The organism is Shewanella sp. FDAARGOS_354 (genome assembly GCF_002209245.2).
Lineage (GTDB): Bacteria > Pseudomonadota > Gammaproteobacteria > Enterobacterales > Shewanellaceae > Shewanella > Shewanella xiamenensis.
In genome coordinates this window covers 3,402,466-3,415,010 of record NZ_CP022089.2, presented here as the reverse complement: position 1 = coordinate 3,415,010, position 12,545 = coordinate 3,402,466, and the positions used below count along the sequence as shown (strand labels likewise).

At 48.4% G+C, this 12,545-nt stretch carries 10 protein-coding genes; 3 read left to right on the top strand and 7 right to left on the bottom strand.

Annotated elements, in window-relative coordinates:
* Positions 1–26: 26 nt before the first annotated feature.
* The 6 genes from CEQ32_RS15265 to lexA form a co-directional block, all read right to left on the bottom strand.
* Complete coding sequence (locus tag CEQ32_RS15265; RefSeq protein ID WP_088586348.1) at positions 27–902, bottom strand: cytochrome c oxidase subunit 3; 876 nt, start codon at positions 900–902, stop codon at positions 27–29.
* On the bottom strand, positions 899–1,480 hold the full coding sequence (locus CEQ32_RS15260) for a cytochrome c oxidase assembly protein (protein WP_037426601.1): 582 nt from the start codon (positions 1,478–1,480) through the stop codon (positions 899–901). The genes CEQ32_RS15265 and CEQ32_RS15260 overlap by 4 nt, the downstream gene beginning before the upstream one ends.
* A gap of 1 nt (position 1,481) precedes the next feature.
* The gene (ctaD, locus tag CEQ32_RS15255) at positions 1,482–3,074 is read right to left on the bottom strand and encodes a cytochrome c oxidase subunit I (RefSeq protein ID WP_037426604.1); all 1,593 of its coding nucleotides are present in this window, start codon (positions 3,072–3,074) and stop codon (positions 1,482–1,484) included.
* Between the two features lie 9 nt (positions 3,075–3,083).
* The gene (gene coxB / locus CEQ32_RS15250; RefSeq protein ID WP_088586347.1) at positions 3,084–4,625 is read right to left on the bottom strand and encodes a cytochrome c oxidase subunit II; all 1,542 of its coding nucleotides are present in this window, start codon (positions 4,623–4,625) and stop codon (positions 3,084–3,086) included.
* Between the two features lie 405 nt (positions 4,626–5,030).
* A complete protein-coding gene (locus tag CEQ32_RS15245) occupies positions 5,031–5,543 on the bottom strand; it encodes a cell division inhibitor SulA (protein WP_037426610.1) in 513 nt (170 codons plus the stop codon).
* Positions 5,540–6,160 carry a transcriptional repressor LexA gene (lexA, locus tag CEQ32_RS15240; protein WP_037423686.1) on the bottom strand — a complete coding sequence of 207 codons (621 nt, stop codon included), beginning with the start codon at positions 6,158–6,160 and terminating at the stop codon, positions 5,540–5,542. The genes CEQ32_RS15245 and lexA overlap by 4 nt, the downstream gene beginning before the upstream one ends.
* Before the next feature lie 285 nt (positions 6,161–6,445).
* On the opposite strand from lexA, the gene plsB reads away from it, so the two are divergent.
* From plsB to CEQ32_RS15225, 3 genes are all read left to right on the top strand, one after another.
* On the top strand, positions 6,446–8,869 hold the full coding sequence (gene plsB / locus CEQ32_RS15235) for a glycerol-3-phosphate 1-O-acyltransferase PlsB (protein WP_037423683.1): 2,424 nt from the start codon (positions 6,446–6,448) through the stop codon (positions 8,867–8,869).
* On the top strand, positions 8,869–10,125 hold the full coding sequence (mtr, locus tag CEQ32_RS15230) for a tryptophan permease (protein WP_088586346.1): 1,257 nt from the start codon (positions 8,869–8,871) through the stop codon (positions 10,123–10,125). Before plsB ends, mtr begins: the two co-directional genes overlap by 1 nt.
* 132 nt (positions 10,126–10,257) lie before the next feature.
* Positions 10,258–11,040: a VOC family protein gene (locus CEQ32_RS15225; protein ID WP_037423677.1), complete on the top strand. Its 783-nt coding sequence runs from the start codon at positions 10,258–10,260 to the stop codon at positions 11,038–11,040.
* 232 nt (positions 11,041–11,272) lie between these two features.
* On the opposite strand, the gene CEQ32_RS15220 is transcribed toward CEQ32_RS15225, so the two are convergent.
* A complete protein-coding gene (locus CEQ32_RS15220; RefSeq protein WP_088586345.1) occupies positions 11,273–12,442 on the bottom strand; it encodes a ribonuclease T2 in 1,170 nt (389 codons plus the stop codon).
* Positions 12,443–12,545: the final 103 nt, after the last annotated feature.

Below are 12,545 nucleotides of genomic sequence, written 5' to 3'. Positions count from 1 at the left end.
TTTCAACTTATTGTTTCAACGAATATTTAAAGCACATAAACAAAGATAAACAGGCAGAGCCAAACTACGTCGACAAAGTGCCAGTACCAACTGCCTGCTTGGAAGGCAAAATGCTTATCCGCACTAAAGTGGCCTTTTAACACTCTGAAAAACAAGACTAATAGAAAGATAGTGCCCAAGGTTACATGCATGCCGTGGAAACCCGTCAGCAGGAAAAAGGTGTTGCCATACACGCCCGAGGTGAGCGTTAGCCCCATCTCATGGTAGGCATGGCTATATTCCTCCGCCTGCAAAGCAAGGAAACTAATTCCCAGTAAAATCGTGAGCCCTAGCCAGAGGGTGATGGCCGAACGCTTACCCTTTTCTAAGCTGATATGGGCAAAATGCAGCGTGACTGAGGAAGTCAGCAGCACAATGGTGTTGATTAGCGGTAGCCCATTCCATGGCATGGCTTCGGTTTTGGTGCCATCTGGTGTGGTGACGAGTGGCCAAACGGCCTCGAAGTGTGGCCACAGGACTTCGTGGGTCATGGCATTGTTGGACGCGCCGCCGAGCCAGGGCACTGCGATCATGCGGGCGTAAAATAAGGCGCCGAAGAAGGCGGCAAAGAACATCACCTCGGAGAAAATAAACCAGCTCATGCCTTGGCGAAACGATCTATCCATCTGATGGGAATAGAGGCCCGTCATCGATTCTTTGATCACGGTTTTAAACCAGCCTACCAGCATAAACAGGATAACGGCGATGCCTGCCAGTAAAATATAGCCGCCACCCGAAGCGCCAGATTTGAGTTGATGTACAAAATGTCCCGCCCCAAAGGCGATTAAAAACAAGCCGATAGCACCAACAATCGGCCAAGCACTCTGGGCGGGGACGTAGTAAGTCTCATGTTTAGTGGTCATTTTGCAGCTCCTTGCTCTATGGCAGACGCTAACTGCTTGTCGGTAATGTCGTAGAGGGTGTAAGAGAGGGTTAAGGTGTGGATAGACTCGGGTAATTGAGGATCCACGAAGAAGATCAACGGCAGCTCGGCGCGACTCGCGGCGGCTAAGTGTTGTTGGTTAAAGCAAAAACATTCGGTTTTATTGAAATAAGCTGCGCCTTGGCCGGGCGAAATTGAAGGAATCGCCTGGCCCACAATTGCTCTATTCGAGACATTTTGCGCCAGAAATGCCGTGTGGATGAGTTCTCCCGGATGCACTTCGAGCCGTTTCGTTTGTGGCTCAAATTTCCACGGCATGCCCGTCTGCACCTGCGAGATAAACTCCACCGTTACCACCCGGTTCTTATCCACAGTGATCGCCTGATAACTGCTGGCAGTATTAGAGGTTTTTCCATTAATACCCAGTTTTTCGCACAGCACATCGTAGAGCGGCACTAAGGCGAACCCAAAGCCAAACATCGCAAGGCAGCCCAGCACCAACAGGCTAATGAGCTTACGGTTGGACTTGATGTTTTGCTGATGGGGTTGGCCTTGCATGTTATTTCACCTCGGGTGGCGTGGTGAAAGAGTGATAGGGCGCTGGGCTTGGTAGGGTCCACTCTAAGCCTTCGCTGCCTTCCCAAGGTTTGGCGGGCGCCTTTTCGCCGCCCCGAATGCACTTAATTACCAGCACGAGGAAAATCAGCTGAGATAGCCCAAACGCAAACCCCCCAATCGACACGATTTGATTTACATCGGCAAATTGAATCGAGTAATCGGGAATACGCCTTGGCATACCCGCAAGACCTAAGAAATGCATCGGGAAAAACAACACGTTGACCGAAATCACCGAACACCAAAAATGCCACTGGCCGAGCTTTTCGCTGTACATATGGCCGGTCCATTTTGGCAGCCAGTAATAGGCCGCTGCCATTATGGAGAAAATCGCACCAGTGACCAACACGTAGTGGAAGTGAGCCACCACAAAGTAAGTATCGTGGTATTGGAAGTCGGCTGGCGTGATGGCGAGCATCAGGCCAGAGAAGCCGCCAATAGTGAACAGAATAATAAAGGCCACCGCGAACAACATTGGGGTTTCAAAACTCAGTGAGCCGCGCCACATAGTGGCTACCCAGTTAAACACTTTTACCCCAGTCGGCACGGCAATCAGCATAGTGCAGTACATAAAAAATAACTCTGCAAACACAGGCATACCGGTGGTGAACATATGGTGCGCCCACACGAGGAAGGACAAAATCGCAATACTCGCCGTGGCATACACCATGGATGCATAGCCGAATAATGGTTTACGGCTGAAAGCCGGGACTATGGCGGAGATAATGCCGAAGGAAGGCAAAATCATGATGTAGACTTCGGGGTGACCGAAGAACCAGAAGATATGCTGGAACATCACAGGATCGCCGCCGCCTGCCGCCTCGAAGAAGCTAGTACCGAAAAACTTATCGGTTAACACCATAGTGACGGCCCCAGCGAGTACGGGCATAACGGCGATCAGCAAGAAGGCGGTAATCAGCCAAGTCCAGACGAACAGCGGTAACTTCATCCACGTCATCCCTGGCGCGCGCAGGTTGACTATGGTTACGATCACGTTGATGGCACCCATGATCGAACTTATCCCCATGATATGGATCGAGAATACAAATAATGCTGTGCTGTCGGGGCTATAAGTGGTCGAGAGTGGTGCGTAGAAGGTCCAACCAAAGTTAGGGCCGCCGCCTTCCATAAACAATGAACTCAACAATATTGCAAAGGCGAAGGGCAGGATCCAAAAACTCCAGTTGTTCATACGTGGAAGCGCCATATCTGGCGCACCAATCATCATCGGGATTAACCAGTTAGCTAGTCCGGTAAAGGCTGGCATCACTGCGCCGAATACCATGATTAGCCCATGCACTGTGGTCATTTGGTTGAAGAAGTTAGGTTCAACGAGTTGTAATCCGGGCTGAAAGAGTTCGGCGCGGATCACCATGGCCATCGCACCACCAGTTAAAAACATAATGAAACTAAACCATAGGTACAGGGTGCCAATGTCCTTGTGGTTGGTGGTGAGTAACCAGCGCATGATGCCTTTAGGTGCACCGTGATGGTGTTCATCATGGGCGGCAATTTGATCTTGAGTCAGTGTGCTCATCTTAATCCCCTACTGTCCATGGCGAGCAATATCAGCGGGTTGCACTGTATCGCCGGTATTGTTGCCCCACGCATTGCGCTCATAGGTAATGATGGCGGCAAGTTGTTGTGGCGTGAGTTGGTTGCCAAATGCCTGCATCGCCGTGCCCGGTTTACCGTGCATCACTATATCGATGTGATTGGCGACTGGGCCTGTTGCAATAACGCTACCAGCAAGGGCGGGGAAGGCGGGAGGCATACCTGCACCCGTTAGCTGGTGGCAGGCGGCGCAAACTGTGGCATAGGTCTTTTCTCCTTCGGCCATCAGTTCATCATGGCTAAGCGTGGGAAGACTCGCGGGGTCGACACTGGAGGCGGGTTCTTTCGCTGGCTTAGGCGCATCGGTGGTTGCTGGGGGCGGAGTCGTTGTTACTGGTTCGCTATTGGTGCCACCGGATTTATGGGCATCAACGTCTTTGGCTTGCACCGCATCCCCAGTGTTATTGCCCCACGCATTACGCTCATAGGTAATCACTGCGGCAATTTCTTGGGGCGTTAATTGTTTACTGAAGGCTTGCATGGCCGTACCCGTTTTACCATTGAGCACGATTTCAAGATGACCGCTCAGTGGCCCAGTAGCGATGGGGCTGCCTTTGAGATGTGGGAATACGCCTTTGAGACCTTCGCCATTAGGTTGATGGCAGGCTGCGCAGTGACCAAGGTAAACTTGCTCACCTTGAGTCATCAGCTCTTCTTTACTCAGTGTTTGTGATAAGGCGGCTTGTGCGGCTTGCGCTGCGGCATTGGCAGCTTGTTTTTGTTCTGCAACCCAAGCATCGAACTCGGCTTCGGGCAGTGCCTGAACCACTATCGGCATAAATCCATGATCTTTGCCGCAAAGTTCGGCACATTGACCACGGTAAATGCCGGGTTTATCGATACGGGTCCACGCCTCGTTGATAAACCCTGGGTTAGCATCTTTTTTCACTGCAAAATCTGGTACCCACCATGAATGGATAACATCTTCAGAAGTCATCAGAAAGCGGATTTTTCTATTTACAGGCAGGACAAGGGGCTTATCGACCTCGAGTAAGTAGTGCTCTCCCTTGGCCTCACTACCTTCGATTTGAGGTCTTGGTGTGGCGAGAATACTGTAAAACTCAATATCTTGATCGAAATAGCTGTAATGCCACTTCCATTGCGATCCTGTGACTTTTACCGTGAGATCGGCATTGCTGGGGTCTTCCATGGCAATCAGAGTTTTAGTTGCCGGAATCGCCATTAAGATCAGAATGATAAAGGGAATTATCGTCCAAGCGATCTCAACTTTTGTACTCTCATGGAAGTGTGACGCGACCGCGCCCTTGGATTTTCTGTGGTTGATCATGGCATAAATCATAACGCCAAAAACCACTAAGCCTATCGCGCAGCAGATATACAGAATCGTCATGTGCAGGTGGTATACCTTGCCACTGATTTCTGTTACGCCAGGCGTCATATTGAACCGCATGTCTGCTGCGGCCAACGGTGGGGCGAATAGCACCACGAGTAAACAATACAACCATTGCTTCACAAGACTTCTCCTCTGCTAATTGCAAATAGCAACTACAAAGAAGAGCAACACAGTAAGTCTCAACTCTATGCAAACTCTTCAGTTCCCAAAAAAGTGTTTCTGACTTCAACGTGCGTTGGCGGCTTACTTATGATCAAGTATTGTTACTGCTGGTATTAGCCACACTGGCACATACTGCTGAATAAACCCATTATTCTCAATTTTTGTGGGCGAGCGATATTCGAAAATAACGCGATATTTCTGCCTAAACAGGCGATATATCATGTGCGCCTAAATCAAACATACTTGCTGTTTAAAAATTGATCAAGATCACTTCTTTTTCTAATTGTCTGAAAAATTGCCAAAAAAAAGCCTCACATTCACAGGTGAGGCGGCTTTCAAGGCTAAATACGGTGTGAAAAATTTTTAATGAACAGAGCTGAAAAATGCGGGTTGAGTAAATTTAGCCGATTGTGTGAGATTGGTGCTAGAAGGTTGGTCATTCGTTGAACCTTCAAGCACGATACCCATTGCACGTGCGCTCTTTGCTACAATTTGTAGGCGACGATTATCGCGAGTATCTAGGGCGTTAATCCAAGTAATCACTGCGCTAGATGTGCCACTGGTTAAGGCTTTTTCCATCGCCCAAAGGGTTTCGACCTCATCTTTTGCGTGAACCAATAGTACGCGATCCATACGCACACCTGCGTTTGCTAATAGCTGCTTGTAGCCAATACTAGGTGGGTTGATGAGCACTATCCATCTTCCCTGTTGGCTCAGTTGGGCAAGTTGTTTGCTCAGCTGTGTCAGCTCTTGGCGCCCTTGGCTCTGAGTTGGCATAGTGACTATTGATGTATGCTGCCAGTCGGTCTCTGTATCTCGAACCGTATCGAGCCATAAACCGGGGTGACGCGGGGCATTACCTAATAGTTTGTTCATAGCCAATCTCCATTGCGGATCACCCCTACGGCGAGCCCTTCAATTGTTAGACTTTGGAAACTCAAATCGACTTTAATCGGTGAATAGTCTTCATTCTCGGCATGTAGGTAGACTAAATTACCTTTTTTTTCAAAGCGTTTTACGGTTACATCATCATCAACGCGAGCAACAACAACTTGTCCATTGCGCGCTTGTTGTACTTTATGAACGGCAAGCAGGTCACCCTCAAGGATGCCGATATTCTTCATACTGTCGCCTTTTACGCGCAGCAGGAAATCGGCAGCAGGGTGGAACATGCTGGGGTCGACTTGGTAATACTGTTCGACATGCTCTTGGGCGAGAATAGGTTCACCCGCTGCCACTTGGCCAATCAGTGGCAAGCCTGTTTCGCGGTTATCTTCTTCCTCTACAGGGAGACGGATCCCGCGGGAAGTACCAGGCATGATCTCGATGCAGCCTTTTTTCGCCAATGCCTTAAGGTGTTCTTCTGCGGCATTTGCACTTTTAAAACCCAAACGGGTGGCAATTTCGGCCCGAGTGGGTGGCATGCCAGTCTCGGCAATATTACGTTTAATCAGCTCTAAAATTTCGGCTTGGCGTGGCGTCAACGGTCTCATGGTCTTTCCTGTTTTTCTATACAGTTACTGTTAGTATATACAGTATTATTGGTAGTGCAAGTATTAACCACTTTTAACTTGGTCAGCTAGATCTGCAAATAACCGTAATCGTCATCTATGGGGTGAATGCCATTTGCACGGTATCAATAAATGGTGTCGCCTAAAGTGCGTTACTAAGTCATTAAAATCAGCAGCTGAATCCTGCATCTTTAGGTTGTTTGGGTATATTCTCTAGAATCTGGTATTCTATGGGGCTAATGAACGTACTTACATTGCATAAGAATAATGCCTAAACAAGACTCTCTTTGGTTGAAATCATTACGTTGGATCCAAAAGCACTTAGTGCACACTATTGTTGTGCCACAGGATCCCTTTGCCGATCTGAATCTGGATGCCTCCAGACCGCTTGCTTATGTAATGAAAACAGAATCCCTGAGTGATATTGCTGCGTTAAGCGAGATCACCACGAAACTTGGTTTGCCAAGCCCTTACGAGCCGCTGGTGGTGAATGGCGTTGTGGCGCCACGGGTGGTATGCCTTGAAGGTCGTAAGCCTTTATTTGGTGAACGCGCCAGTAATGAGCCATTCCTCGAATGTTTTATGCGTTTGTTGGCCGTCCATAAGGAAAAGCCAGAGTTAGATATACAGCTGGTGCCTGTGAGTCTGTATTGGGGTCGTACTCCGGGTAAAGAAGACGACACCATGAAGGCGGCAGTGCTTGAGCGCGAGAATCCTACTTGGTTACGTAAGTGCTTGATGATCCTATTTTTGGGCCGTCATAACTTTGTGCAATTTTCTAATGCGGTATCGCTGCGTTACATGGCCGACGAACATGGTACCGATATGGGCATTGCCCATAAATTGGCTCGAGTAGCGAGAGTGCATTTCCGCCGCCAACGTAAGGTGATGACGGGGCCTGTGTTGCCTAATCGTCAGGCGTTATTCCATTCCTTGCTGAAATCTGAATCCTTACGCAAGGCAATTCAGGAAGAAGCCGCGAGCAAGAAGATTTCTGAAACCCAAGCGCGTGAAACGGCAATTGAATATCTTGATGAAATTGCGGCGAATTATTCCGATAGTCTCGTACGTATTGCCGAGCGCTTTTTAACGTGGTTATGGAACAAGCTCTACAGCGGTATTAACATCAAAGGTGCCGAGCATATTCGGCAGTTACACCACGATGGTCATGAGATTGTGTATGTGCCCTGCCATCGCAGCCATATGGATTACCTGCTGTTATCTTACATTCTGTATTACCAAGGTATGGTGCCACCGCATATTGCTGCGGGTATCAACCTAAACTTCTGGCCTGCGGGGCCGCTGTTCCGCCGTGGCGGGGCTTTCTTTATTCGCCGTAGTTTTAACGGCAACAAACTCTATACGGCAGTGTTCCGTGAGTACCTCGATCAGCTGTTTGCTAAGGGATATTCGGTTGAGTATTTCTCTGAAGGTGGCCGTTCTCGTACCGGCCGTCTATTGGCGCCTAAAACGGGTATGATCGCTATGACGATCAACAGTGTGCTGCGAGGCATCGAACGCCCTGTCACCTTAGTGCCCGTGTATTTAGGCTACGATCACGTGATGGAAGTGGCGACCTATCACAAAGAGCTAAGCGGTAAGAAAAAACAGAAAGAATCTGTATGGCAAGTCTTTGGTGCTATTCGTAAATTAGGTAATTTTGGCCAAGGTTATGTCAACTTTGGTGAGCCGATTACATTGCAGAACTTCTTGAATGAAACGGCACCAAACTGGCGCAGTGAAGTGGCTGATGATCCTGAGCAAAAACCGACTTGGTTAACTCCTGCGGTGAACGTGTTAGCAAATCGGGTGATGACGCGGATTAACGACGCCGCTGCCGCCAGCTCTATTACCTTGACCAGTTTAGTGTTGTTGGCGTCGGAGCAAAATGCCTTAGAGCGTTGTTTGCTCGAACGTCAGTTAGATTTATACCTGACCCTGCTTAAGCGTGTGCCTTACACGTCGTTTACGTCGGTTGCCGAAGGTGATGGCAAGCACTTAGTACAACAAGGATTAGAGCTGAACAAGTTCTCCATCAATGCCGATCCTTTGGGTGAGATAGTGTCAATTGATGAAAAACAAGCGACGTCAATGACATACTATCGCAATAATATCATTCACTTGTTTATTATTCCGTCATTAATTGCCAGCTGTTTAATCAATAATAAACAGATTTCAAGAGCGCAAATCCTTGGGATAGTGAACGACTTTTATCCGTTATTGAAGGCGGAATTGTTTATGGGGATCAAAGATCTCCCAAGCTATGTGAATCAAGTGCTTGAGCTGTTTATTGAGCAAGGTCTAGTGCAGGAAAGCGATATGTTGTCGGTTGTGACCGAGCACACCAGCCAAATGTTATTGTTGGCTGGCAGCGTTAGTGAGACCTTGCAACGCTATGCCATTATCTTCAATCTGCTGGCCCATAGACCTAAGATGGAGCGTTCGGATCTCGAGTCTGAAAGCCATCTGCTTGCCCAACGTTTAGGGGCGCTGCATGGCATTACCGCACCAGAATTTTACGATAAGAAACTCTATAACACCTTGAGTGTTAAGCTAAAAGAGTTAGGTTATTTTTCTGGTAAGGAAGATAAATCTGATGTTGAGCGCATTCGCGATCAAGCTAATAGCTTACTCAGAGCCTCTGTAAGGCAGACGATTGTCGCCAGCGTGACCGCGGAGCATATCGCTTAATGGCTAACCATATGAATGCGGCGAAGAATAAGCCGGTGGGCAAGTCTTTGCTCGGTGGTGCCATGATTATTGCCGGTACCACAGTAGGGGCGGGGATGTTTTCTTTGCCTGTCGTGGGCGCTGGCATGTGGTTTGGTTACTCGGTACTGATGTTACTCGGTATTTGGTTTTGCATGTTGATGTCGGGACTGTTACTGCTCGAAACCAACCTGCATTTCGAGCCGGGAGCGAGTTTCGATACCCTGACCAAGGAAACCCTGGGCCAGTTTTGGCGCATCGTGAATGGGGTGTCCATTGCCTTCGTGCTCTACATCTTAACCTACGCCTACATCAGTGGCGGTGGCTCGATTGTTAACCATAGCCTCCAAGGTATGGGGATTGAGCTGCCTCAAAGTGTCGCCGGATTAGTATTTGCTGTCGTGCTCGCCTGTATCGTGTTGATCAGTACCAAGGCGGTGGATCGTATTACGACGATTATGCTCGGCGGGATGATTATTACTTTCTTCCTCGCGATTGGTAATTTGCTGATCGAAATCGATGTGACTAAGTTGCTCGAACCGGATGGAAAGCAAAGCTTTATGCCTTATCTGTGGGCGGCTTTGCCATTTGGTCTAGCCAGTTTTGGTTACCATGGAAATGTGCCGAGTCTGGTGAAGTATTATGGCAAAGATTCATCGACCATTTTCAAAGCCATTTTTGTCGGGACTTTTATCGCGCTGATCATTTATGCCTGCTGGTTGGTCGCCACTATGGGCAATATTCCCCGCAGCCGGTTTAGTGAGATTATTGCCCAGGGTGGCAATATGGGTGTGTTAGTCGGCGCCTTGTCGAAAGTAATGGAAAGCAGCTGGTTAAACAGCATGTTAACCCTATTTGCTAATTTAGCTGTGGCGTCTTCTTTCCTCGGTGTGACCTTAGGTTTATTCGATTATTTGGCCGATTTATTCGGATTCGACGATACGCGCTCTGGCCGGATGAAAACGGCGATTGTCACCTTTGTGCCGCCCACCATATTTGGTTTGCTGTTTCCCGATGGCTTTTTAATTGCCATTGGATTTGCAGCCTTAGCGGCAACCGTATGGGCTGTTATCGTGCCAGCGCTGATGGCCTACAAGTCGAGACAACTCTTCCCTAATCATCAAGGTTTTAGGGTCTTTGGTGGCACGCCGTTAATTATCCTTGTGGTGTTGTTTGGTGTCGTGACGGGTGCTTGTCATCTACTCGCGATGGCGAATTTATTACCACAGTTCTCCTAAGTATTTCGCTCGCAAATCAAGCCCTCAAATAGAGGGCTTTTTCTTTGTATTCATCTTTTTACCGCCAAAACTGGACAGTTGCATAAACTCCAGCTTAACTCGAACACATTATCTGTTTGATTGGAGTCTGCAATGAGGATTACTCAGTACGCACAGGGACAGGCCTGTTGGGTCGAATTGGCGAGCCATGACTGGCAGGGTGCACAGGGGTTTTACCATGCGCTGTTTGGTTGGAATGCGGTGGAAATGGCAATTCCTAATGGTCATTTCTCGCTGTTCAATCTGGAGGGGGACGATTTAGGGGCCATGTATCAAATCCCTGAGTCGGAACCACAGATCCCTAGCCATTGGCGGATCTATTTTGCGGTTAAGGATATCGAAGCGACGGTTGCCGCCATCCTGGCTGCGGGTGGGCAATTGCACATGGGACCGCATGTGGTGGGGGATGCGGGCGTGATGGCGCAGGTGAGCGATCCCGAAGGGGCACGCTTTGCCCTATGGCAAGCGAAAAACCACTCGGGCTCACGTCGCCAAGGCGAAGAAAATACCCTGTGTTGGGTGGAGCTGGCTTGCCGTGAACCTAGCGCCGAAGCCAGTTTTTACACTCAAGTGTTTCCTTGGACCGCGCTCCCCAGTCATGTGCCCGGCATCGATTACACCGAGTGGCAAATTGACGGCCAGTCTATGGGGGGCATGATGAAAATGATGCCGGAATGGGGCGAGATCCCCGCCCATTGGATGCCTTATTTTGTGGTGGCGGATTGTGATGCTTTTGCCGCTAAGGCGCAGGGGCTGGGCGCACAGCTATGCGTGCCGCCAAGCGATATCCCTGATGTGGGACGTTTTGCGGTGATTGCTGACGCCCAAGGTGCTACTTTCGCAGTAATACACCTATCCCAAAATGAAAACCAATAAGTTAACCTGAGCTAGGGATAAGTAGCGCCGCTGAATAGGCCTCTTTTCGGGCCTCTCTGCGTTGCTCTGTCTAACCATAGCTCGCTATGGTTAGACAGAGCGCCTTGATATGCACAAAAATCTGCGCATTCAGTCAGGAGGAATTGTATTTTAAAAACAATCGTTTATGACATTTGTTTGGTTTGTTAGATTTAGGTTTTTTCGACACACGTTACCCCAAGTTCAGGTTAAGTTAGTTTGGTTTGTCGATAGAGAGTGGGTCCGGACAGTTAGTCTTTTTCGCCTTGGGTGCTTTAGCAAGTAGGCTCGGAATTGAGTCTGATAGCTTGATCTCTTGTGGAAGATTAATCCGGATTTCGCTTAAGAGTCCCTTGGCGCAATCAAGCGTGATCTTAGTGTGTGCACCTTTACCGAAGCTAGTATCAAAGCTTTGATTCAACTCTTGTTGTGTGACTTTTTTACCAATTCTTTCATGGATAAATTGTTGTACCCATGTCGAGGCATTGACTTCCTGCGTCAGCTGAGTCGCCAGTAAAAAATAGTCATTGGGGTCTTGATTACGACAGGTACCGTGCTTCCACCATTCATGGCGTTCTAAACAGGTGCCGTAGCGAGCACTAGGCATCACTTCTTCCAGATTCTTTTGCACAGAGGCATTGAGTGGTACTTCAGGATAATCGCAAAAGTCACTCGGTTGTTGTTTTACGCTGCTGCAAAAGCCGTAACGAGTGCCACATTGCTGGCGATTAGGCCAGAGGCCATGCAGGCTAAAGTGTTGCCATTGAGGCGCATCACTGGTTTGGCTTAAGGCGCGGCATTCTGCTTTACGACTGCCATAGAGTTCACAAAAGGTGCTTTGCCAACTTAAGGCGAGCACATGGGAGTCATAATTATCTTCGATTTGACACACATGGCCTTGGCGTTTCTCCGGCGTACCTCGTTCTTTTAGGCTTTCACGATTGATGGCTTTGATATCAGAGGCTGTAGTGGTTTGCGTAGGCTCTTTGGTTGAGTTTGGCTGATAAGTCTCTGCCGCCGCTACATTGGTATTGTATTGTCCACAATCACCTTTAATCCAGCGTAACGGTGAACTGATGGCATTGGTGCGGACGCGAATCCAGTCAGGATTGACGCTGTTTCCTAAAATCTCCGTAACGGGATAACGTTCACCGATATTGCTCTGCCAATCATCGGGATTGGTTTGTTTATTTTTAGACTGAAACAATTCACAGCGTTTATTGGCAATAAACTCCCCTGTGGCGGGGATGGCATATGCGGGTGCTGCTGACATGATTAGTGCAGAGCATAAACTGAACGAAGCGAGTAAAACATGTAATCGTTTTTTAAGGAAAAGTCTTTGTGGCCATATTTGGCTGATGATTAAACAAGATGGCTTAGTCATGTGATGGCATCCTTTCTACAGCAGTGAGTCGAGTCAATTCTGTGGTGCGCTGCGTTAATGGTACATATAAGCGTTGTAAACTGAGAGGCTTATTTTATGGATC